This is a genomic window from Bacillus paramobilis (genome assembly GCF_038096195.1).
Taxonomy (GTDB): domain Bacteria; phylum Bacillota; class Bacilli; order Bacillales; family Bacillaceae_G; genus Bacillus_A; species Bacillus_A mobilis.
This window is the reverse complement of sequence record NZ_CP151108.1, coordinates 4,923,659-4,947,446: the sequence shown is the minus strand read 5'-3', so window position 1 is coordinate 4,947,446 and position 23,788 is coordinate 4,923,659. Positions and strand designations below refer to the sequence as shown.

General features: G+C 36.6%; 22 protein-coding genes and 2 riboswitches. Of the genes, 14 read left to right on the top strand and 8 right to left on the bottom strand.

The features are described from left to right. Window positions 1-281: 281 nt before the first annotated feature. Window positions 282-386: riboswitch (SAM riboswitch) on the top strand. Between the two features lie 123 nt (window positions 387-509). From AABL52_RS25260 to AABL52_RS25250, 3 genes are read left to right on the top strand one after another with little or no spacing between them, the layout of a single operon-like run. Next, window positions 510-1,529, top strand: coding sequence for a methionine ABC transporter ATP-binding protein (locus AABL52_RS25260; RefSeq protein WP_000622990.1), 1,020 nt, complete (start codon window positions 510-512; stop codon window positions 1,527-1,529). Beyond that, a complete protein-coding gene (locus AABL52_RS25255; protein ID WP_001261881.1) occupies window positions 1,519-2,184 on the top strand; it encodes a methionine ABC transporter permease in 666 nt (221 codons plus the stop codon). The genes AABL52_RS25260 and AABL52_RS25255 overlap by 11 nt, the downstream gene beginning before the upstream one ends. A gap of 21 nt (window positions 2,185-2,205) precedes the next feature. Beyond that, window positions 2,206-3,048: a MetQ/NlpA family ABC transporter substrate-binding protein gene (locus AABL52_RS25250; protein WP_341518670.1), complete on the top strand. Its 843-nt coding sequence runs from the start codon at window positions 2,206-2,208 to the stop codon at window positions 3,046-3,048. Window positions 3,049-3,215: 167 nt separating this feature from the next. Here AABL52_RS25250 and AABL52_RS25245 read toward each other — a convergent pair whose 3' ends face one another. The 4 genes from AABL52_RS25245 to AABL52_RS25230 form a co-directional block, all read right to left on the bottom strand. Then, the gene (locus AABL52_RS25245; RefSeq protein WP_097844157.1) at window positions 3,216-3,686 is read right to left on the bottom strand and encodes an HXXEE domain-containing protein; all 471 of its coding nucleotides are present in this window, start codon (window positions 3,684-3,686) and stop codon (window positions 3,216-3,218) included. Window positions 3,687-3,744: 58 nt separating this feature from the next. Next, window positions 3,745-3,936 carry a DUF3926 domain-containing protein gene (locus AABL52_RS25240; protein ID WP_001206439.1) on the bottom strand — a complete coding sequence of 64 codons (192 nt, stop codon included), beginning with the start codon at window positions 3,934-3,936 and terminating at the stop codon, window positions 3,745-3,747. Further along, window positions 3,929-5,110, bottom strand: coding sequence for an ArsA family ATPase (locus tag AABL52_RS25235; RefSeq protein ID WP_098258340.1), 1,182 nt, complete (start codon window positions 5,108-5,110; stop codon window positions 3,929-3,931). The genes AABL52_RS25240 and AABL52_RS25235 overlap by 8 nt, the downstream gene beginning before the upstream one ends. Before the next feature lie 76 nt (window positions 5,111-5,186). Continuing rightward, the gene (locus AABL52_RS25230; RefSeq protein WP_000942464.1) at window positions 5,187-5,669 is read right to left on the bottom strand and encodes a MarR family winged helix-turn-helix transcriptional regulator; all 483 of its coding nucleotides are present in this window, start codon (window positions 5,667-5,669) and stop codon (window positions 5,187-5,189) included. Window positions 5,670-5,900: 231 nt separating this feature from the next. Between AABL52_RS25230 and AABL52_RS25225 the strand changes: the two genes are divergently transcribed. The 10 genes from AABL52_RS25225 to AABL52_RS25180 all read left to right on the top strand — a co-directional run bounded on the left by AABL52_RS25225 (window position 5,901) and on the right by AABL52_RS25180 (window position 16,561). Continuing rightward, window positions 5,901-6,137 carry a YiaA/YiaB family inner membrane protein gene (locus tag AABL52_RS25225; protein WP_001254393.1) on the top strand — a complete coding sequence of 79 codons (237 nt, stop codon included), beginning with the start codon at window positions 5,901-5,903 and terminating at the stop codon, window positions 6,135-6,137. Window positions 6,138-6,278: 141 nt separating this feature from the next. Further along, the gene (gene gatC, locus AABL52_RS25220; RefSeq protein ID WP_000086999.1) at window positions 6,279-6,569 is read left to right on the top strand and encodes an Asp-tRNA(Asn)/Glu-tRNA(Gln) amidotransferase subunit GatC; all 291 of its coding nucleotides are present in this window, start codon (window positions 6,279-6,281) and stop codon (window positions 6,567-6,569) included. A gap of 15 nt (window positions 6,570-6,584) precedes the next feature. After that, a complete protein-coding gene (gene gatA, locus AABL52_RS25215) occupies window positions 6,585-8,042 on the top strand; it encodes an Asp-tRNA(Asn)/Glu-tRNA(Gln) amidotransferase subunit GatA (RefSeq protein ID WP_000051449.1) in 1,458 nt (485 codons plus the stop codon). A gap of 14 nt (window positions 8,043-8,056) precedes the next feature. Beyond that, the gene (gatB, locus tag AABL52_RS25210; RefSeq protein WP_046958896.1) at window positions 8,057-9,484 is read left to right on the top strand and encodes an Asp-tRNA(Asn)/Glu-tRNA(Gln) amidotransferase subunit GatB; all 1,428 of its coding nucleotides are present in this window, start codon (window positions 8,057-8,059) and stop codon (window positions 9,482-9,484) included. 470 nt (window positions 9,485-9,954) lie between these two features. After that, window positions 9,955-10,860 carry a diacylglycerol kinase gene (locus AABL52_RS25205; protein ID WP_000977668.1) on the top strand — a complete coding sequence of 302 codons (906 nt, stop codon included), beginning with the start codon at window positions 9,955-9,957 and terminating at the stop codon, window positions 10,858-10,860. 137 nt (window positions 10,861-10,997) lie between these two features. Then, on the top strand, window positions 10,998-11,744 hold the full coding sequence (locus tag AABL52_RS25200) for an HAD family hydrolase (protein ID WP_341518669.1): 747 nt from the start codon (window positions 10,998-11,000) through the stop codon (window positions 11,742-11,744). A gap of 154 nt (window positions 11,745-11,898) precedes the next feature. After that, window positions 11,899-13,263, top strand: coding sequence for a 4-aminobutyrate--2-oxoglutarate transaminase (gabT, locus tag AABL52_RS25195; protein WP_033656286.1), 1,365 nt, complete (start codon window positions 11,899-11,901; stop codon window positions 13,261-13,263). A gap of 115 nt (window positions 13,264-13,378) precedes the next feature. Next, entirely contained in the window at window positions 13,379-14,746 is a 1,368-nt protein-coding gene (locus AABL52_RS25190) for a sigma-54 interaction domain-containing protein (protein WP_000225128.1), read from the top strand. Continuing rightward, the gene (gabD, locus tag AABL52_RS25185) at window positions 14,739-16,190 is read left to right on the top strand and encodes an NADP-dependent succinate-semialdehyde dehydrogenase (RefSeq protein WP_000358097.1); all 1,452 of its coding nucleotides are present in this window, start codon (window positions 14,739-14,741) and stop codon (window positions 16,188-16,190) included. Before AABL52_RS25190 ends, gabD begins: the two co-directional genes overlap by 8 nt. A 47-nt stretch (window positions 16,191-16,237) precedes the next feature. Beyond that, window positions 16,238-16,561, top strand: coding sequence for a DMT family transporter (locus tag AABL52_RS25180; RefSeq protein ID WP_000263259.1), 324 nt, complete (start codon window positions 16,238-16,240; stop codon window positions 16,559-16,561). A gap of 40 nt (window positions 16,562-16,601) precedes the next feature. Here the strand turns inward: AABL52_RS25180 and AABL52_RS25175 are convergent, their stop codons facing one another. From AABL52_RS25175 to AABL52_RS25160, 4 genes are all read right to left on the bottom strand, one after another. Further along, window positions 16,602-17,831 (bottom strand): aminopeptidase, encoded by a 1,230-nt coding sequence (locus AABL52_RS25175; RefSeq protein WP_000007353.1) that lies wholly within the window; start codon window positions 17,829-17,831, stop codon window positions 16,602-16,604. Window positions 17,832-17,947: 116 nt separating this feature from the next. Beyond that, window positions 17,948-19,030 (bottom strand): polysaccharide deacetylase family protein, encoded by a 1,083-nt coding sequence (locus AABL52_RS25170; protein WP_341518668.1) that lies wholly within the window; start codon window positions 19,028-19,030, stop codon window positions 17,948-17,950. Window positions 19,031-19,335: 305 nt separating this feature from the next. Beyond that, window positions 19,336-20,415: a polysaccharide deacetylase family protein gene (locus AABL52_RS25165; protein WP_341518667.1), complete on the bottom strand. Its 1,080-nt coding sequence runs from the start codon at window positions 20,413-20,415 to the stop codon at window positions 19,336-19,338. A gap of 281 nt (window positions 20,416-20,696) precedes the next feature. Continuing rightward, window positions 20,697-21,893 carry a NupC/NupG family nucleoside CNT transporter gene (locus AABL52_RS25160; protein WP_001200509.1) on the bottom strand — a complete coding sequence of 399 codons (1,197 nt, stop codon included), beginning with the start codon at window positions 21,891-21,893 and terminating at the stop codon, window positions 20,697-20,699. A gap of 202 nt (window positions 21,894-22,095) precedes the next feature. Then, window positions 22,096-22,197: riboswitch (purine riboswitch) on the bottom strand. A 121-nt stretch (window positions 22,198-22,318) separates the two neighbouring features. Between AABL52_RS25160 and rlmD the strand changes: the two genes are divergently transcribed. Beyond that, entirely contained in the window at window positions 22,319-23,695 is a 1,377-nt protein-coding gene (gene rlmD / locus AABL52_RS25155) for a 23S rRNA (uracil(1939)-C(5))-methyltransferase RlmD (protein ID WP_341518666.1), read from the top strand. Window positions 23,696-23,788 lie beyond the last annotated feature (93 nt).

The window sequence follows — 23,788 nt, the reverse complement described above, 5'->3', positions numbered from 1 at the left end:
GGAGATCAACTGTCCGTAAATGTCCGATTGGTTCAACTAATAATCAGTGGGGGATGAACAAAACCCCCACTGATTATAGTTTCACTTTATAGAGAGGATTCTCCTTTTAAAAAATATGAGGGAAGGGAATTTAACATAACTTTAAAAATTACTATTGTATGTGATTTTTTATTTGAAAATTTTAATAGAGAAATAATTAATATTTTTCTAAAAAATGTATTGACTCTTATTATTCTGAGTTCTATAATGAGAATTAATTAAACGACAATTAAATCGATACATTCTTATCCAGAGAGGTGGAGGGACTGGCCCTACGATACCTCAGCAACGGGTTTTTTAATACCGTGCTAACTCCAGCAAGCCTATAAAGGCTTGGAAGATGAGAAGATGTGAACGAGTACATATAAGTGCTCTCCTTCTTATCTTTATGGTTGATAAGAAGGAGAGCACTTTTTATTTTACCTCGAAAGCTCTACTTCAAGGTTTTACAGCGTATAGGAGGGGAAAAAATGATTTCTTTTAACAATGTAAGTAAAGTATATGAATCAGGTGGGCAATCAGTTCATGCGGTGGAGGACGTAACATTATCCGTTAAGAAAGGTGAAATTTTCGGTATTATCGGTTTTAGTGGTGCTGGAAAGAGTACATTGTTACGATTAGTAAATATGCTAGAAAGACCAACAGCTGGAACGATTTCAATAGATGATAAAGATATTACATCGTTATCGACGAAAGAATTACGGAAGCTAAGACAAAGAATCGGGATGATTTTTCAAAGTTTTAATTTATTTAATTCAAGAACAGTGTTTGGAAATATTGCTTATCCATTAAAATTAGCGAAAGTACCAAAGAATGAGATAAAAGAAAGAGTAAATGAACTGCTGAAGTTTGTAGGATTAGAAGATAAAGCAGACTATTATCCAGAGCAACTATCGGGTGGTCAAAAACAACGTGTTGGTATTGCAAGAGCACTTGCAACATCACCGGATATTCTTATATGTGATGAGGCAACATCAGCTTTAGATCCAGAAACAACGACAGAGATATTAAACTTATTAAGGAAAGTTAATCGAGAATACAATGTAACAATTCTTCTTATTACACATGAAATGCACGTTGTGAAAGAAGTATGTCATCGTGTAGCTGTTATGGAGAAGGGGAAAGTTATTGAAGAAGGAAAACTGTTTGACGTTTTCACACAACCGAAAACAAAGACGACTCAAAACTTTGTACGTTCTATTATTAATGATCATTTACCAGAAAGTGTTCTAGCGAAAATTCAAAACGGAGGACAGATTTATCGCTTAACATTTACTGGTGAGGAGACAGGGCAACCAGTACTATCATATATCGCAAAAAACTATAACGTCGATGTAAACGTGCTTTACGGAAATATTATTGAACTTCAAAATGTGCTATTTGGAAATCTACTTGTAGAACTGCAAGGTGAGCAAAAAGAAATTCAAAAAGCATTACAACATCTAAGACTGCAAGTGCAGCTGAAGGAGGTAGAAGCTCATGCGAGTTGATTGGAGTATATTTTGGCCCCGCATAGTAGATGCGACGGGGGATACCCTCTTAATGGTAATTGTAACCCTTATATTCGCTACAATTCTTGGTATACCTCTAGGTTTACTGTTATATGTAACGAGAAAAGGGAACTTTTTAGAAAATAAATGGGTCTTTTCTATTCTTAATATCATTATTAACACAATTCGTCCGGTTCCATTCATTATCTTCTTAGTAGCTTTAAGCCCACTAACAAGAAGTGTTATCGGAACGACGATTGGAACAGCAGCAGCAATCTTTCCGATGACGTTAGTTGCATCAATTGGTATTGCTAGAATGGTTGAAACAAATCTTGTTTCAGTTCCAAAGGGAGTCATTGAAGCAGCTCAAGCGATGGGGGCTTCACCAATTAGAATTGTTTTTGAAATCCTTGTGCCAGAAGCGTTAGCGCCATTGATTTTAGGTGTTACGTTTATGACAGTTGGTTTAATTGAATTTTCTGCAGTTGCTGGGCTTGTCGGTGGTGGCGGTCTTGGTGACTTGGCAATGACATATGGTTATCAACGTTTTGATACATCAGTTATGTTCGTAACGGTCGTTTTACTTATTATTCTCGTACAGGTAGCTCAAAACTTAGGAAACTACTTTGCGAAAGTCTTTTTACGCAGATCATAAAAGGAAAGAGGGGAAAAAGAAATGAAGAAAATTTTAGCATTTGCATTATCAACAATTGTAGGGATTTCAGTGTTAAGCGGCTGCTCGGATGCAGGAGCAAAAGAGAAAACAGTCCGCATTGGTGTAACTGGAACGGATGGAAACGCTTGGGAAATTGTAAAGGGAAAAGCTGAAAAAGAAGGGATTAAAGTTAAACTGATTGAGTTCTCTGATTATACAACGCCGAATAAAGCGTTAGCTGATGGAGATATTGAACTAAACTCATTCCAGCACGTTGCTTTCTTAGAGCAATTTAAAAAAGAGCATAAGTTAGATATTACAGCTGTCGGTACAACGCAAATTGCGCCAATGGGCTTATACTCTGAAAAACATAAGAAAGCAAGTGAAATCCCAGATGGTTCAGAAATTGCGATTCCAAATGATCCAACGAACCAAGCTCGTGCATTAAAACTTCTTGATGCAGCAGGTTTATTAAAGCTTAAGAAAGACTTTGGCTTATTCGGAGATCCAAGCGGCATTGCTGAAAATCCGAAGAAGTTAAAAATTACACCGGTTATCGCACAGCAAACACCTCGTGTATTAAAAGATGTTGCAGCCTCAGTTATTAATAACGGTGTTGCTGGTCAAGCTGGATTAGATCCAGCGAAGGATCCAATTTTCTTAGAAGATCCAAAGAATGAAAATGCGAAGCCATATATTAATATTTTCGCAGCTCGTACGAAAGATAAAGATGATCCAACACTGAAAAAAGTAATTGAACTCTATCATTCAAAAGAAGTAACAGATGCAATTAAGAAAGAAACAAATGATGGTTCCATTTCAGTAGATCTTTCACTTGAGGAGCTTGAAAAAATCGTAAAATAATTATCGGGTTTAACGATTAACAGTAGGAACCCCTCCGCTGTTAGCTCGTTCAACATATAATCTACTTAACAAACAAAACCCTAATTCTGTACCTTCCAATTTTGTATAATGTAGAATCCAATGTTTGTTAAGTAGAGTGATGGACCAGGAGCTTTCCTGGTCTTTTTTTATGAATGAAAGTAGCTAGCGAATAGTAAAGTAATCCAAATTATAAAAGGATAAGAAAATAAGCTGAAAATGAGTGTAATTATAAATTGTTTTTTATGAATGAGGTGTTTTTCGAATGAAAAAAAGAAAATAGAAAAGATCATAATGAAAGCTGCCGATATTACGCCAGGGTTATAGGAACGGTAAATGAAAAACAAAATAATATGTTGAACGGAGTTGAAGAATATAGCCCCTTGTATAAAAATAACCCAGTATATAGAAGACAAGAAGTTTAGTTGATATAGAAAGACGATAAGTAAGACAAAGATTGTTAATGCGGAAATGGCAATGAAAAATTGTTGGCTTGTTATAAAATGAATTGAAAATTGATTAGCAAGATATTGTGGCATTTGGAAAGATTCTTCTAGGTTATGAATGAAAAATAACAAGGGAATAATCCAAAGCATAATAGTGGAATGTTTTTTCAACAACTTAGATCACTCCAATATGGAGATAGAAAGCCTACAAAGGCCCTCTATCCAGAGATGCTCATTCAATTATGATACTTTTTAAAGTATCTTTATGATGCTCTTGTTCTTGGGGATAAGCAGCTAGCTCCTCTTGTAAAATATTTAACATTTGCTTAGCTGATTGCTGAATTGGGGCAGGTAATTCTTCTAATATATTCATACCGACTTTTATTTTTGCATGAATCACCTTTCTTAGTAGTTCCTCACGCATGCACTACACCTCCAAACCGAATGTTTAGTACATCATCTTCGAATTTTGCTCCTTGAATAGAAAGGTGTGTTAAAGTTTTGGGTAATGTGATGTTCCGCTTAACGGAACCAGCACGAATGATAAGCTCATCACCTTTTTGATTTAATGCAAGTTCACTTTTGTTAGAGAAGGGAATGGACAGAACGAAAATATATTCATCACCATCTTTTTTTACATATTGAGTGCGACCGTTAAATTTCACTTCCGTAGGAGAAGAATCTGATTTAAATAAAGCATCTCCTACACGCTCTAACATAGACAAACCAACAACTTCTTGTTCAAACATAGGGGCTTCGTAAATAGGAAGTGGATCAAAACTATTTTGAATTAATGTTTTATATTTCTTTTGAGTATCTTTCCATGCTTGAAAATAAGGATCGGTGACAGTGTTAGGGATGACGCGGTTGATCATAATCGCATCTACGTTATAATCATATAAGTTTAAATAAGTAAAGCTACGCTGAGCCTCTTTAATGACCATCTTTTCGGGATTTACAACGATGCGGATACTTGTTGCGTCTCGGTTTGATAAAATATCTCTCATTTCCCCAAGCTGTTCAAGTGTACTCGTTAATTCGTCCATAATATCATCGGTTGGAAGGGGGACACCAAGAAGTGGTTGAGCTACAGGACGAACAACTTTTAAAACTTTTCTTTTAATAGGAAAGAGTTTTTCCATCCACCAGCCGAGCATGTCTGGAAAGCTGAGCATTGCTAATGTCTCTCCTGTTGGAGCACAATCAATAATGATGACGTCGTAAGTGTTTTGTTTATAGTAATCGAGTACGCGAAGTAAGCTAATTAAATCTTCCATACCAGGGAACATTGTTAATTCTTCTGTTGTAATATCATCAGCTGCTTTGGAAGTGAAGAGTAGTGTAATATATTTCTGTAATTTTCCCCAGCCTTTTTCCATCTCATAAATTGTATTAATTTCTTGTGCCCACAAATTTTTACGAATTTCTAGTGGCTCAGAAGATAACTTTATACCAAATGAATCTCCTAAACTATGGGCTGGGTCTGTGCTCATTACTAATGTTTTTAATCCCTGTTTTGCGCTTTGAAGTGCTGTTGCTGCTGAAATGCTAGTTTTCCCTACGCCGCCTTTACCTGTATACAAAATAATTCTCATCATTCTATCCCCTTTGTTTCGAATGTCGAATATTACGAGTAACGAAATAATTTTTTGAATAAAAACCCTAATAGGGTTTTTATTCAATCGGAATGTTTTTCATTTTAGGTGTAGAAACCTTTTCTTCAGTTTTTTGCTGTGACGTAGCAATGTGATTCATAATCTTTTGGAATATTTGTAGTAAGAATGCTTTTTCTTCTTCTGATAATGCTTCTGTCACTAGGTTAAAGTAATGGGCTGCATTTTGTTTTACTTCTTGAACGAGCATTACACCGTCTTCTGTTAAACGAATTAATACAATGCGTCGGTCGTTTTCATCACGGTACCTTTCAATATATCCCTTTTTTACGAGGCGATTTACAACACCTGTCGTTGTACTCATCGGTATATCGAGAAGGTCAGCTATTTTTGTCATTGTAATATCTGTATTTCGTTCCATCCAAAGTAAACAAAATACTTCTGTCTTAGAAAGTGTTAAATCTAGGCTTACCCATTCCTCAGGATAGAAAAGTTTCTTGGCGTTATCTAGCAGTAAGTCTAAAAAATGTTCGTATTGCAACAATTAATTCCACTCCCGTATATTTCGAGGTTCGTAATATTTGTTTTTATTTTATGTAGAATTGAAATAAATGTCAATGTTTTTAACTGTTTTTTCAGATTAGACAGAAAACTAACTTTAAAATAGTATTATTTTATGATAGATTTATAAATATAAAACTAGAATTTACATAAAAATCCATCATGATAAATATACTTATCTATAATGGATGTACAGCTAACGAGGGGGAGAACGATGAGAAGACGTAATACGCAAGCGTTCACGTTTTTAGCATGGACTTCATTTGTTTGCGCGCTTTCAGGTATGCTAATTGGAATTTATACGTTAGATGAAACGCTTAGTGTAAAAGGATATTATTTAATTGGAACATTATTTTTAACGATGTCTTGTTTTGTATTACAAAAAACAATTCGTGATAATGAAGAAGATAACGAGAGATTTCCGAAAAATAAACCGTTAGATAAAGAGTAAATTGTAAAGAAAGGCGTTTGCCTTTCTTTTTTTATGTAAAAATGCCGTAAGTGCCGTGTGTTGACTTGCTTGAAGTACTGAAAATTTGGTATCATCAATAGTATTGTAGATTGAACGATATATTATGGAGGTGGCCTAGCCGTGTCAAGAATTTCCGTTGAGAATGTAAAGCACGTAGCACATTTAGCACGTCTTGCAATTACTGATCAAGAAGCAGAAAAATTTCAAAAACAACTGGATGCAATCGTTACATTTGCAGAACAGTTAAATGAATTAGATACAACAGATGTAAAACCAACAACTCATGTATTAACTATGAAAAATGTTATGCGTGAAGATGTACCAGAAAAAGGTTTACCAGTTGAAGAAGTATTAAAAAATGCACCGGATCACAAAGATAATCAAATCCGTGTTCCAGCAGTATTAGAATAGAGGAGGGGAATTTCGATGTCATTATTTGATCATTCCGTATCAGAGTTACATAAGAAATTAAACAACAAAGAAATTTCCGTTACGGATTTAGTAGAAGAATCTTACAAACGTATTGCGGATGTTGAAGATAACGTAAAAGCTTTTCTTACATTAGATGAAGAAAACGCACGCGCGAAAGCGAAAGAATTAGACGCAAAAATTGGTGCTGAAGATAATGGTTTATTATTCGGTATGCCAATTGGTGTAAAAGATAACATTGTAACTAACGGTCTTCGTACAACTTGTGCGAGCAAAATGTTAGCAAACTTTGATCCGATTTATGATGCAACAGTTGTGCAAAAGCTAAAAGCTGCTGACACAGTTACAATCGGTAAATTAAATATGGACGAGTTCGCAATGGGTTCTTCAAATGAAAACTCAGGTTTCTACGCTACGAAAAATCCATGGAACTTAGATTACGTTCCAGGCGGATCTAGTGGTGGTTCTGCAGCAGCTGTAGCAGCAGGGGAAGTATTATTCTCTCTAGGTTCTGATACGGGTGGTTCTATCCGTCAGCCAGCTGCATATTGCGGCGTTGTAGGTTTAAAACCAACTTACGGACGTGTATCTCGTTACGGATTAGTTGCATTCGCATCTTCACTTGACCAAATCGGACCGATTACACGTACAGTAGAAGATAATGCATACTTATTACAAGCTATTTCAGGTATTGACCGTATGGATGCAACTTCTGCAAACGTTGAAGTAGGAAACTACTTAGCTGGTTTAACAGGTGACGTTAAAGGTTTACGTATTGCTGTACCGAAAGAATACTTAGGAGAAGGTGTTGGCGAAGAAGCTCGTGAGTCAGTACTAGCTGCTTTAAAAGTATTAGAAGGTATGGGCGCAACTTGGGAGGAAGTATCTCTTCCACACTCTAAATACGCTCTAGCAACGTATTACTTATTATCTTCTTCTGAAGCATCTGCTAACCTTTCACGCTTTGATGGCGTACGTTACGGTGTTCGTTCTGATAATGTAAATAATTTATTAGATCTTTACAAAAACACACGTAGCGAAGGTTTCGGTGATGAAGTAAAACGTCGTATTATGCTTGGTACATTTGCACTTAGCTCTGGTTACTATGATGCATATTACAAGAAAGCACAACAAGTACGTACATTAATTAAAAACGACTTTGAAAATGTATTTGCTAACTACGATGTTATTATTGGACCAACAACGCCAACTCCGGCATTTAAAGTGGGCGAAAAAGTTGATGATCCAATGACAATGTATGCAAACGACATTTTAACAATCCCGGTAAACTTAGCGGGTGTTCCAGCTATTTCTGTTCCATGTGGATTCGGTGCTAACAACATGCCACTTGGTCTACAAATCATTGGTAAACACTTCGATGAAGCGACAATTTACCGCGTTGCACATGCGTTTGAGCAAGCAACAGACTATCATACAAAAAAAGCAAGTCTGTAAGGAGGCGAGCATAGATGAATTTAGAAACAATTATTGGTTTAGAGGTTCACGTTGAGTTAAAAACAAATTCGAAAATTTTCTCTGCGAGTCCAACAGAATTCGGAGCGGAGCCAAATACACAAACAAGTGTAATTGACTTAGGATACCCAGGGGTACTTCCTACTTTAAATAAAGAAGCAGTTAACTTTGCAATGAAAGCTGCAATGGCATTAAACTGTGAAATCGCAACGGAAACGAAGTTCGACCGTAAAAACTATTTCTACCCAGATAATCCGAAAGCTTACCAAATTTCTCAATTCGATAAGCCAATTGGTGAAAATGGTTGGATTGAAATTGAAGTAGACGGTAAAAAGAAACGTATCGGTATTACACGTCTTCATTTAGAAGAAGATGCTGGTAAATCAACGCATACAGCTGATGGTTCATTAGTAGACTACAACCGTCAAGGTATGCCTTTAATCGAGATCGTATCTGAGCCAGATATGCGTACGCCAGAAGAAGCATATGCATACTTAGAGAAGTTAAAATCAATCATTCAATACACTGGCGTATCTGATTGTAAGATGGAAGAAGGTTCCTTGCGTTGTGATGCGAACATTTCCCTTCGTCCAGTTGGACAAGAGAAGTTCGGTACAAAAGCGGAACTGAAAAACTTAAACTCATTCACTTACGTACAAAAAGGTCTTGAGCACGAGCAAGTGCGTCAAGAGAAAGAATTGTTATCTGGTGGTATCATCCAACAAGAAACACGTCGTTATGATGAAGCAACGAAGAAAACAATCTTAATGCGTGTGAAAGAGGGATCTGACGATTATCGTTACTTCCCAGAGCCAGACTTAGTTGAACTTTACATCGATGATGAGTGGAAAGAAGAAATTCGTGCTTCGATTCCAGAACTTCCAGATGCACGTAAAGCTCGCTACGTTGCAGAAATTGGCTTACCGGCTTATGATGCACACGTATTAACATTAACGAAAGAAATGTCTGATTTCTTTGAGGCAACTGTTGCAGACGGTGCTGATGCGAAATTAACATCAAACTGGTTAATGGGTGAAGTGCTTGCATACTTAAACAAGCAACAAAAAGAATTAAAAGACGTTGCATTAACGCCTGCTGGTTTATCTAAAATGGTTCAATTAATTGAAAAAGGTACAATTTCTTCTAAAATCGCGAAGAAAGTATTTAACGAATTAATTGAAAAAGGTGGAGACCCAGAAGAAATCGTTAAAGCGAAAGGTCTTGTTCAAATTTCTGACGAGGGTACACTTCGTAAAGTTGTTACAGAAATTCTTGATAATAATGAGCAATCTATCGAAGACTTTAAAAACGGTAAAGACCGTGCAATTGGCTTCTTAGTTGGTCAAATTATGAAGGCTACAAAAGGACAAGCAAATCCACCGCTTGTTAACAAAATCTTACTTGAAGAGATTAATAAGCGATAATAGTAATAACTTTTAAAGATTAAGCAGAAAAACACCCGTACATGGGTGTTTTTCTAGGTTAATCAAACGTTTGTTTAAATGAGAGAAGATCGTTTAAACAAACGTTTGATTAACTGTCAAAAGTGGAAAAATGTTTGTATAGCAACTATGGTATGATAGTTGCAAAAAGGTGGGAATAATGATAAATCTAGACATAGAGGTTTTTTTCATCTCATGAAATAATAGATAATCATTATTCGTTATATGTAAATTGTTGTGAGGAAATAGATGGACATAAATTTTTTGTCAAATAAAACAAAACCATTGAAATGAATATTTACTTTTGATGGACTACACGAATCGGGTTCTTACTGCCTGTTTGAGCGAGATAAAAGAAGGATAGGAAGATGAGAGGAGGTAGGCATGGGAATACTGAATAGAAGTTCGGTATGTTCTTTTTCGATACATAAAGAAATTTCCTGTGCTAATAAATGATGAAGCGAGCAAGAATTATTTATAATCCTACTTCTGGGCGTGAGCTATTTAAGAAGAGCTTACCGGAAGTATTACAAAAATTAGAACAAGCTGGATATGAAGCGTCTTGTCATGCGACAACTGGTCCTGGAGATGCGACTGTGGCAGCGAGGCAAGCTGCGGATCGTAAATTTGATGTTGTTATCGCAGCTGGTGGTGATGGTACATTAAATGAAGTGGTGAACGGTTTAGTAGGACATGAACATCGTCCGAAGTTTGGAATTATTCCAGTTGGAACGACAAATGATTTTGCACGTGCGATCGGTGTACCTCGTGCTATTGAAGAGGCTGCGGATATTATTTGTGAAGGGAAAACAGTTCCGTTAGATCTTGGTAGAGCGAATGATACATATTTCATTAATATCGCTGGTGGCGGCCGTATTACAGAATTAACATATGAAGTACCTAGTAAGCTAAAGACAGTATTAGGCCAACTTGCTTACTATTTAAAAGGAATCGAAATGTTACCATCATTACATCCAACATATGTTGAAATTGAGTATGATGGAAAGTTGCTACAAGAAGAAATTACGATGTTTTTAATTACGAATACTCGTTCAGTGGGCGGCTTTGAAAAGGTAGCACCATATGCATCAATTAACGATGGATTATTTGATTTATTAGTACTGAAAAAAGGTTCTATCGCTGACTTAATTAAAGCTGCAACACAAGCACAGCGTGGTGAACATATTAACAATCCAAAAGTGCTATACACACAAGCAAATCGAATTAAAGTGCATTCACCAGATAAACTAATGATTAATTTAGATGGTGAATACGGTGGAGATGCACCGATGGAATTCGAAAATATATATCATTGTCTCGAACTATTTGTTCCTGAACATCAAGAGGATGCCCTATAAAGGCATCCTTTTTATTATATAGAGGAATTGTAAATTGGAAGTTAGTTTGATTTTTATGGTATTTTTACAATTCGTTTATGTTATATCCATACTTTATTGCTACACTGGAGGAGATAAGAAACGAGAGGTAGGATGCTATGGAGAAGGTAAAAGCAATACTATTTGATAAAGACGGGACGTTAATGGATTTTCACTCAATTTGGATAAAAGTAGCTGAAGAACTGGTGGCAGAATGTATAAGTTTATATCAACTTCCAAAGTCAATGCAGCCTACTTTATTAAAAGAGATCGGTGTAGATGGGGTATTTGTGAACCCTCGTAGCGCAATAGCGGCAGGAACAAGCCTTGATGTTGCAAAAGGGCTTTGTAAGTATATTACGTCATCTAAGGAAGAAGAGATGCATGAGTGGGTAAGTGAAAAATTATTTTCCCTTATGTACGAGTACCGTTCCTATATGAGAATGACGGCGGATTTACCGAGAATTTTACAAAGTTTAAAGGATAAAGGATTTATTTTAGGTGTTGTTACAGCTGATGATTTCGCACCGACGGAATTATTTTTAAAACAGTATCAATTAGAGTCTTATTTTGATTATGTTGTAGCTTCAGATACGTTTCCGGCACAAAAACCAGATAAAAGAATTGTAGAGTCGTTTTGTGAAAGGTTTCATTTAAAGGCGTGTGAAGTAGCCGTCGTTGGGGATACTCCAACTGATTTGCATTTAGCGAAAAATGGCGGTGATTGCTATGCGATTGGAGTACTATCTGGTACAGGAGATCGTCAAACGTTAGAACCACTTGCTGATTTAGTAGTACAATCTGTTGGGGAGTTTATTTCTCATTCGGGTGAGTTCATTTGGGAACAAGGAAAGTCTAATGTGTAAGAAAAATAAGTCTATAAGGACTCTTGATGAGTCTTTATAGACTTATTTTTTATGTCGACATAGAAGGTATGTAGGATGAATGCTGGAAAAGAATGTTGGCATACATTTTGCAATGAAAAAAGAAAACAATGTAAAGAAAAGGATGGGGTACGTAATGAACACAAAAAAATTTGCTAAAGTAAATGAAAAAATTCCTGGACCGAAAGCAGCGTCTTTATTAGAACGCCGCCAAAATATAGTACCAAAAGGAGTAAGTAACGGCATCCCAACGTTTGTACAATCTGCAAATGGTGCTCTTGTAACAGATGTTGATGGCAATCAGTACATTGATTTCGCGGGAGCAATCGGAACAATTAACGTAGGACATTGTCATCCAGCTGTGAAAGAAGCGCTTCATAAACAAGTAGATCAATACATTCATACTGGATTTAATGTCATGATGTATGAGCCATATATTGAATTAGCAGAAAAACTTGCGGCATTAGCGCCAGGAAGTTTTGATAAGCAAGTACTATTTTTAAATAGTGGTGCAGAAGCGGTTGAAAATGCGGTGAAAATCGCTCGTAAATATACAAAAAGACCTGGTATTATCGCATTTTCTAAAGGGTTCCATGGGCGTACATTAATGACAATGACGATGACAAGTAAAGTAAAGCCATATAAATTTGGATTTGGCCCATTTGCTCCAGAAGTATATAAAGCGCCGTTTCCGTACGAATATCGCCGTCCAGAAGGATTAACGGAAGAGCAGTACGATGACTTTATGATTGAAGAGTTTAAGAATTTCTTCATATCAGAAGTAGCACCAGAAACAATTGCAGCCGTTGTAATGGAACCTGTTCAAGGGGAAGGCGGATTTATCGTTCCAAGTAAGAAGTTTGTGCAAGAAGTACGCAATATTTGTTCAGAACACGGCATCTTATTTGTAGCGGATGAAATTCAAACAGGATTTAGTCGTACAGGAAAATACTTTGCCATTGATCATTATGATGTCGTTCCAGATTTAATTACGGTATCTAAATCATTAGGTGCTGGTGTACCGATTAGTGGTGTTATTGGGCGCAAGGAAATTATGAATGAGTCTGCGCCGGGAGAGCTTGGTGGAACGTATGCAGGAAGCCCACTAGGATGTGCAGCAGCATTAGCAGTACTTGATGTAATAGAAAAAGAGAATTTAAATGATAGAGCGATAGAATTAGGAAAAGTCGTAATGAACCGATTCGAAGAGATGAAAAATAAATATAATTGCATCGGTGATGTGCGTGGTTTAGGAGCGATGTGTGCATTCGAGCTCGTTCAAGATCGTAAGACGAAAGCACCTGATAAAACGTTAACAGCTAACTTGTGCGCAGAAGCAAACAAACGCGGATTACTTCTACTATCAGCAGGGACATACGGTAATGTTATTCGTGTGTTAATGCCATTAGTTATTACAGATGAGCAACTTGAAGAAGGATTAACAATCATTGAAGAATCATTGCAAGTCTGTTATGAGAAAGCAAATACTGCGCATGTTTAAAAGCTAAATAATAAATCGCAAACATTCTAGCAGACTCTATATAAAACGCAGAAAATTCACTTTATAATAAAGGTAGTGAAGTGAATCGATGGATTGGAAGTTAGGGGTGGCTAGGATGGTTGCAGAAAAGGAACGAATGTTAATGGATTTACAAGATGTATTTGAATATGCGTTTGACGAAATTTTTGTAACTGACGAAAAGGGAATCGTTGTGCGTGTAAATAGTACATGTGAAGGGCACTATCAATTAGCTGCTAAAGAGTTAGTAGGTAAGCATGTAAAAGAATTGCAGAAGGATGGTATCTTTTATCCATCGGCAACGTTAGAAGTAATTGAAAAAAAGAGGCCGATTGAACTCGTTCAAACGACAAAATCAGGAGAGTATTTACACGTTCGTACAAGGCCTGTTTTTGACGATGAGGGAAATTTAAGAAGAGTAATTAGTTATTCTCGTGATCTTACAGAACTCTACCAATTACGTCAAAAGGTAGAGGAAATGGATAATCAGTTAAAAACATATAAAAAAGAATTAAGAGAAACGTATGAGCATGAAGGACTTATTTTTAAAAGTATCGCTATGCAAAAAATAGTCGAGACAATCAAGAAAGTATCCGTGGTAGATAGTACAGTTCTCGTTTTAGGCGAGACAGGAGTAGGGAAGAGTCGATTAGTACGTCATTTACATGAAGTGAGTAACCGGAAGAATGAAAGTTTCTATGAAATTAACTGTGCGGCATTGCCAACGAATTTAATTGAATCAGAGCTTTTTGGATACTCAGGTGGATCTTTTACAGGTGCGAATCGTGAAGGGAAAAAGGGATTATTAGAGTCAGCGCATAGAGGAACTCTTTTCTTAGATGAAATTGGCGAAATGCCGCTTGAAATTCAGGCGAAGCTTTTGCAAGTGTTACAAGAAAAAACGTTTCGCCCTATAGGCGGAAGGGAATTAAAAAAGGTGGACGTTAGAATTGTAGCGGCAACAAATCGGGATTTAAGTATGATGGTGAAACAAGGAACATTCCGGAAAGATTTATATTATCGTCTGAATGTCATTCCAATTGTAATTCCGCCACTCCGGGAAAGAACCGAAGACATTTTGCCACTCATTTATCATTATTTACAGCACTTTAACGAGAAATATGGCCGGAATGTAAAATTAGCACCTAGCACATTGCAAATGTTTGTTAGTTACCCGTGGGAAGGAAATAATAGAGAAATTGAAAATGTGATTGAGCGAATTGTTATAACTGCTGACGATATCGTTACGATAGAAGATTTGCCAATAGCGATGCAAGAATCAACGGTTGAACAGTCCGGTCAAAGTCTCTATAAAATGTTAGAAGAAGTAGAACGGAATATTATTTTGAAGGCGTATAAAACATATGGGTCGAGTTATAAAGTAGCGGAGTTTTTAAAAATAAGTCAATCTGCTGCCACTAGGAAAATAAAGAAACTTATAGAGGAGGAAGAAAACATTGGATAAAAAAGCGACATTTGTAAATGTAGAGAAAAAGGCGATGTATATAAATGGTGAGTGGATTACGTTGCAAGAACAAATCGAAATAAATAATCCAGCAACGAAGGAAATATTTGCGACGGTACCAAAGGGCGGGGTAACAGAGGCAAAGCAAGCTGTTGATGCGGCCCATGAAGCTTTTAAATCATGGTCTAAGTTAACAGCAGCAGACCGTGCAGTGAAGTTGAAAAAATGGTTCACACTTATTGATGAAAATAAGGAAGAGATTGCAGCAATCATGACGAGAGAACAAGGAAAGCCGTTTGCAGAAGCACTTGGTGAAGTGAATTATGCAAATAGCTTTGTTGAATGGTATGCAGAAGAAGGAAAACGCGTATACGGTGAAATGATTCCTGCTTCTCATCCGAATAAACGTATTTTAGTTATGAAGCAACCAGTTGGAGTTATGGCAGCTATTACACCTTGGAATTTCCCGGCTGCTATGATTACGAGAAAGGTAGCTCCGGCGCTTGCAGCAGGATGTACAGCGGTTGTAAAACCTGCAAGTCAAACGCCGTTAACTGCGTTAAAATTAGCTGAATTAGCTCATGAAGCGGATATTCCAAAAGGCGTAATAAATATTGTAACAGGCAGTGCGAAAGCAATTGCTGATACGTGGATGGAAGATGGACGTGTTCGAAAGGTTTCCTTTACAGGATCAACGGAAATTGGGAAAGAATTAATGGCCAGTGCTGCACAAACGATGAAAAAGGTTTCACTTGAGTTAGGTGGTCACGCACCGTTTATTGTTATGAATGATGCGGACTTAGATAAAGCGGTAGAGGCGGTAATCGGTTCGAAATTCCGTAACGCAGGACAAACGTGTATATGTACAAACCGAGTATTTGTTCAGGAAGAAGTGTACGAAGCATTTGTAGAGAAGTTCCAAAAGGCAGTAGGGCAGTTGAAAGTAGGGGATGGTTTCGGTGACGGAACGACTGTAGGACCACTTATTGACGAGAATGCAGTTTCGAAAGTACAGGAACATATTGAAGATGCTATTCAAAAGGGGGGAACAGTTTTATTTGGTGGCCAAAAGGTTGCGGAGTTAGATGGACACTTTATGCAACCAACTGTAATTGGATTGGCGAACGATACGATGCTTTGTATGAATGAAGAAACATTCGGACCAGTGGCGCCAGTTGCGAAATTTAAAACGGTTGAAGAAGTAATTGAACGTGCAAATCATACACCATATGGATTGGCTGCTTATATTTTCACAAAAGATATTAGTCAAGCATTCCAAATTAGCGAAGCATTAGAGTACGGCATTATCGGATTAAATGATGGACTTCCATCAGTTGCACAAGCACCATTCGGTGGCTTTAAAGAAAGTGGTATTGGCCGTGAAGGAGGCCATTTCGGTATCGAGGAATATTTAGAAATTAAATATATTTCATTAGGACTATAAGTAGTATACTAGAATCTCTATAAGGTAACAGAGAAGGAGATTCTAGTATGGTATATTGGCTATTATTACTCGTAACAATTATTTTTGAAGTAGCTGGAACAATTGCGATGAAACTATCAAATGGTTTAACAAAGCTTGTTCCCAGTGTACTTATTTTCGTATTTTATGGAATTTGTTTCAGCGTATTTGCTATCGTTGTCAAAAAAATTCATTTAAGTATCGCTTATGCCATTTGGTCTGGTGTAGGAACATTACTTATTACAATCATTAGCGTGTATTTCTTCAAAGAGCACATTAACTTATTTCAAGCATTTTGTATTCTCTTTATTGTTTTAGGAGTAATTGGGCTTAAGGTTTCATCAGCATCATAAAAGGCTACCTTCCGGTGTGGAAGATAGCCTTTTGTTTTTATTAAAATGCCCAGTTACCTTTACGGAAGATTGGTTCATGTCTTCCATCATCTGTAATACCATCGATATCAAGCTCAGCTGATCCGATCATAAAGTCGTTGTGTGTAATACTAGTGTTTGCTCCATTTTCAGCAAGTTCTTCTTTAGACATTGTTTTTCCACCAACTAAGTTGAATGCATAAGCACTTCCGATTGCAAGGTGGCAAGATGCGTTTTCATCAAATAGCGTATTGTAGAATAAAATATTTGTGTTTGAAATTGGTGAGTCATGAGGTACTAAAGCCACTTCTCCTAAGAAGTGAGAACCTTCATCTGTTTCTACTAAATGTTTTAGAGCCTCTTCACCAGTTTCTGCTTTATAGTCTACGATACGTCCGTTTTCAAATGTTAACGTGAAGTTATCGATAATGTTACCTGCAAATGCTAACGGCTTTGTGCTAGATACTTGGCCGTTTACACCTGTTTTAAGTGGCATTGTAAATACTTCTTCAGTTGGAATATTCGCCATAAACGGTACGTTCTTTTCATTTAAGCTACCAGCACCAGCCCATACATGCTTTTCTGGAAGTTCGATTGTTAAATCTGTTCCAGGAGCTGTATAGTGAAGAGCTTTATAATGCTTTTCGTTTAAGTAATCAACTTTTGTATGTAATGTTTCATCGTGTTCTTTCCATGCTTCCACAGGATTTTCTAAATCAGCACGAGTAGCTTTGAAAATAGCATCCCATAGTTTTGCTTCCTGTTCTTCTGGTGCAACGTCAGGGAATACTTTCGCAGCCCATTCTTTCGTAGGGACAGAAATGACACACCAGCTTACTTTATCAGCTTGTACGTAATCACGGTATACTTTCATTGCTTCACCAGCTACTTTATGAGCTGTTGCGATACGCGTTGCTTCTACACCTTTTAATAAATCAGGGTTTTCTGCATAAATAGACATAAATGCAGCGCCTTCTTTTGCTAATTCTTCACGAGCGTGTGCTTTCCAAGATGGGAACTCAGCGAATGCTTCTTCAGGAGCTAGATCGAACTTTAAGCGTGTTAACGTCTCATCATTCCAATCCACATATACGTGTTTTGCACCAGATTTATATGCTTTTTCTGTAACGAGGCGTACAAATTGTACAGCTTCAAGAGGTGCACTAATTGATAATGTTTGTCCTGGTTGAATATTAACACCAACATTGACTGCAAGGGCAGCATATTTCTCTAACGTTTGTTCAAATGACATATGTATAATCTCCTTTAATTTGAAAGATTTCTTACTATATATAATACAAGAAAATTCAAAAAATATATATAAATATAGCGTAAAAAGAGAGCTCAAAATATATTGAGCTCTCATCGTTATTTAATCGAAGAAGCAAATTGTTCTATAGTCGTCGAATTGTGTATGCGAACACGCTTCATTTTTAACAACTCATCGGGTTCACCTTTTGTGATGAACTTTCCGGGTTTTGTTGTCGTCGCAAATTGATAATATTTTTTCGTTTCTGCAACGACTTTATCATCTACATGACCGAATGGATAAGCAACTGCGATAACGGGCTTACCTGTTATTTTTTCTAGCTTTTCTTTCGATCCCTTTAATTCTTCTTCATAGTTTGTAATCTTCGGTAAGTCTGCATGTGTTGCAGTATGAGATTGCATGGAGAAAATGCCGGAATCAACCATTTCTTTTATGTCAGATGTAGAAAGAGATCCTTCAGCATCAACATTATTAACAATCATATATTCCGTTGCTGTTGGTTTAAACGTATCATTTTTTAGCTTTTGCAAAATATGAAATGCATTCATATTATTTTTCATACCGTCATCAAATGTAACGAAGATAGGTTTATTCACTTTATTTATATCGCCCCAGCGTTCAAAAGTTAGTAATGTATAGCTGTTGTCTTTTAAATATTTCATTTGGGCTTCAAAGTTAGTGGGGGATACGAATAAATCTTTAATGCCTTGTCCGTGATAATCATCGATTGCATGGTACATAAGAACGGGAGCCTTTTGCTCGAAAGTAATTGCAGATTTTGTGAGTGGAATGGTTTTCCCATCTTCTTTCAATCCTATTGCTTCAATTTGGAATTCACCGCGTTTTCCTTCAAATTCTTTTATGTCAAAAGGAAGTGAAAATTGCTTTTCCTTTTCTTTAGAAGAAAAAGATTTAGTGTGTTCCTTTCCATCAGCGGTGCGCCAAATTTTATATTGTACCTCAGTTAAAGTATCCTTTATATCTGTCATATGAATAGTAGTATTTGTAGATTCGTGTGTAATTGGATGATAAGAAATTTTGCCTTGTTCTTGTACGACCACTTCTTGTTTCTTAGTCTCTTGAACCTTTTTCTCTTTTTTAGGTTCAGGACTTACATTGCTACTGTTACAGCCAGCTAAAATGGCAGACGTACATAAAGCGATTGCTGCGTATTTTCTCATAGAATCACCTTCTATTGTGTATTATGTTGCATGCTTATATTTAAAATCCCCACCGCTGTTAGAGAGGTGGGGATATACCCTTGTTCATCATATCATTTTCGTAATGAGGTAGGTTTTTAATAGAGTTATTTCTACCATCTTTTAGTAAGGTTTACTTTATCCCACTATTTGTGGGCAGTAAGACTCCACCTCAGAATTCAGCAAAAGCAAAGAGGTTAGGTAAGGGGGATCAACTGCCCGTAAAAGCCCGATTGGTGAGGGCTAATAATCAGTGGGAGTGAACAAAACCCCCACTAATTAAAGTTTCACTTTATAAGAGATATGAATTTTTCCATTGATGTATTAGGCCCTACAAAATGGCGTTTAATTAAGTATTGTTCGTTTGGCATCCCTTTTGTAATGTGATTACCGTGATCAGTAGTTACTGCGAACTCATAATGTTTTTTTGTTTCTTGAACAGCTAGGTCATTATAAGAACCTACTGGATAGGCGAGAGCGATGACCTTTTTACCAGTAAGGGCTTCGATTTTTTCTTTCGAACTACGTAATTCCTCATCATAATTACTAGAATAAGCCATCATCGTATGATTAGCAGTATGCGATTGAATAGAAAAAATGCCTGAATCCATCATTTGTTTTATCTCATCTGTTGATAGACGATTAGGTTTGTCTATCTCATTTGCAGTAAGAAATTCAGTAGCTGTAGGTTGAAATCTATCATCCTTTAATTTTTGTAAAATATGAAGAGCGTTCATATTATTTTTTCGACCATCATCCATTGTTACAAAAACAGGTTTATTTACACGATTTATATCATTCCAACGTTCAAATGTAAGCATCGTATAACCGTTATCTTTTAAATATTGCATATGTTTTTCGAATTGCTCAGGTGGTACGTATAAACCGTAATCCCCATCACTTGGTCCAGGGTATTTTTCAATTGCATGGTACATTAATACGGGTACACTTTGCTGGAATGTAATTTTAGATGTTACTAGATTTGTTTCAGTATTATCTTCTTTGATTCCTACTGTTTCAATTTGGAATTCGCCACGTTTTAAATGAAATGATTTTAAATGTAGTGGGAGGGCAAAGTCACGTTCTTTTTCTTGTGAAGTAAAAGTTTGTTTGCTTTCAGGACCATCAGCAGTACGCCAAATATTGTAACGTACTTGTGTGAATGAATCTCTTAAATCCTTTGTATAAAGCGTGGTGTTTTGTGCGTTATATTCATACGGATCCCATGTAATAATCCCTTGTGTTAAAGGAAGTTCAACTGTTTGTTTCGCTGTTGCTTCTTTTATTTGTTTATCACTAGTGCTACTAGTGTTACAACCTACGAGAATAGCAGAAGAAAGTAAAGCGATATATGTATATTTTTTCATTCTATCATCCTTCTATTGTGTTTTAATTATCATCAATTATGTCATGCAATCATCATTCGTATAAGTGACACTAACTCAAATTTTCGATTTTAAAAATTTGAATTATACCCTTGTACATCATATCACTATAGAATATATAGGGGAATACATTTTTGGGATAATTCGGAAATAATAACTTATATTTTTCTGGTGGGGTTTACATAAAAATACATATAGAAGAAAGTAAAAAAACTCCACCTGAATTTCCTTTTGGGAAAGGAGAAGTAAGGTGGAGTTTTTTATTAAATAAACAATCCAGCGATTGTTGCAGATAAAATAGAAGCAAGTGTTGATGCAAATAACATTTTCCAACCAAATTTAGAAACGATGCTTCCTTGTTTTTCAGAAAGGGCACGGATTGTACCAACAATCGCACCAATTTGGCTAATACTTGCGAAACTAATTAAGAATACAGTAACGATTCCAACTGTACGTGGAGATAATGTTGATGCAACATCTTTTAAATCAAGGATTGCTACAAACTCGTTTAATACAATCTTCGTACCCATAATACCACCAGCTGGGATAATATCTTGAGTTGGAATACCCATTAAGAATGCGAATGGAGAAAGTATATAACCGAAGATTTGTTGTAAAGTAACAGCATATCCCATTGCACCTGAAGCTGCGCTAATTACGTAGTTTACAACTTCCATCACACCGATGAAGGCAATCATTAATGCGGCAACGATACCAGCTACTTTTAAACCATCAAGCGCACCGTTAATCATTGCGCCGATAAAGCTGTCTCCGAATAAAGTTCTATCAAATTTTTGAATCACTTCATCTTCTTTCTTCGTATCAACGGGTGTTAATAGCGAACAAACAATCAAGCTTGAGAATAAGTTTAGCGGAAGAGCTGCTAGTACATATTTCGCATCTAACATCATTACGTATGATGCTGTAACAGAAGCAGAAACTGAGCTCATCGCAGAACAACAAATGATAAACATACGGTTTTTGTTAAAATGCTGTAAATCGTTTTTTATAACGATTAACGCTTCACTTGAACCGAAGAATACAGAGTTTACTGCGTGGAATGACTCGACGCGTGGTAAACCAGTAATTTTTGAAATTGCACCGCCGACAACGCGAACGATGAATGGTAAAACACCTAAATAACTAAAGATAGAAAGTAGTGCTGAGAAAAATACGATAATTAATAGTACGTTTAAGAAAAAGACAAAATCTCTTTGAATTCCGTTAAAGAGAAAATCGACACCTGTCGTACCAAGTTTAATTAGTTTGTTGAAAACTTTACCAATGAAAATAATGATTTGTTGACCAATCTTTGTGCCAAACATAAACCAACCGATTAAAATTTGAAAACCAATCATAATAGCAATTGCACGGAAGTTGATTTTACTTCTATTGTTTGACAAAGCAAAGCATAAACCTAAAACGACAAGAATACCGATAATGCTCATTACATATTGCATGTAGTTGCCCCTTTCAGAAGTTCGTATAAAGTTTGTACATAAAACGCTCGTTATATTACTAAAAATAAAACAAAGAGGTTTTATGTCATACGTAAGATGTCTGACCTTTTAGAAAAATAAAAATAAAAAAAGACCCATATGGATTCACTTTCATCTATGAGAGAAAGCTAATCAATATGAGTCCTTTTTTGCACATAGGCTAATATTCATTAGTTTTCCCCATAGTCCAGCAATTTAAGGTTGCCGGGTAGAAACTCTCGATCCATATTATCGAATATATATGAGGTAACATCGTCCGTATTAAATTAGTAGTAGCGTAACATTAACAGAGAACTATCGTCAATAGCTTTTTTTCTTCCGATAGAAATAGACCATATAAGTATGATAAAATGTAACGCAGTGTTATGAAAAAGAGAGGTCGGAAAATGAGTACAAAAATGACGCCACCAGTTGAGAAAAACGAGTTTATAGATGTAGTATTTGAAGATTTAACACATGATGGTGCCGGTGTTGCGAAAGTAAAAGGCTATCCTATTTTCGTTAAAAACGGATTACCAGGTGAAGAAGGACAAATTAAAATTATTAAAGTGAAGAAAAACTTCGCATTCGGTCGTTTAATGAAGCTTCATACAGAGAGCCCGTATCGTAAAGATGCAGAATGCCCAGTGTACAATCAGTGCGGCGGTTGTCAGCTTCAGCACTTAACATATGAAGGACAATTACAAGCAAAAGAAAAACAAGTACGTGACGTTATGCAGCGCATTGGCGGACTAAGCGATGTTCCTGTGCACCCTGTACTTGGCATGAAGAACCCATGGGTATACCGTAACAAAGCACAAGTACCAATTGGAGAACGTGAAGGTGGACTTGTCGCTGGTTTCTATCGCCAAGGAACACATGACATCATTAATATGGAATCATGTTTAATTCAGGCAGAAGAAAACGATACATTAATCCAGGAAGTAAAACGTATTTGTGAAAAACACGGTATTTCGGCATACAACGAAGAGCGTAATAAAGGAACACTTCGCCATGTAATGGCTCGTTACGGACAAGTAACAGGAGAAATTATGCTTGTCTTCATTACTCGTACAGCAGAATTACCAAACAAGAAAGCAATCATTGAAGAAATTGCTGCAAAATTCCCAGAAGTAAAATCGATTGTTCAAAACGTAAACAAGAAACGTACAAACGTAATCTTCGGAGACACAACGACAGTACTGTACGGATCAGAATACATTTATGACTTTATCGGTGACATTAAGTTTGCAATTTCAGCACGTTCATTCTATCAAGTAAATCCAGAACAAACGAAAGTGTTATACGATAAAACGTTAGAATATGCAAAATTAGATGGCAACGAAACAGTAATTGACGCCTATTGTGGAATTGGATCAATCTCCTTATTCCTAGCGCAAAAAGCGAAAAAAGTGTACGGTGTTGAAATCGTCCCAGAAGCAATCGAAGACGCAAACCGAAACGCAGCACTAAACAACATGACAAACGCTGAATTTGGCGTAGGAGAAGCAGAAGTAGTCATTCCAAAATGGTACAAAGAAGGCGTAATCGCTGACACAATGGTCGTAGATCCACCGCGTAAAGGTTGTGATGAGGCACTACTAAACACAATCATCGACATGAAACCGAAACGCGTCGTATACGTATCATGCAATCCAGCAACATTAGCACGTGACTTAAAAGTACTAGAAGAAGGCGGATATAAAACGCAGGAAGTACAACCTGTTGATATGTTCCCGCATACGACTCATGTAGAGTGTGTGGCTTGGCTTAAGTTGGTATAATAGGAAAGCAGTTGATATAGGAAAATCTATACCACCTGCTTTTTGGTTTATTGAGAGTTTGAAATTGCATTCATATTGAGAGGATTTGAATTT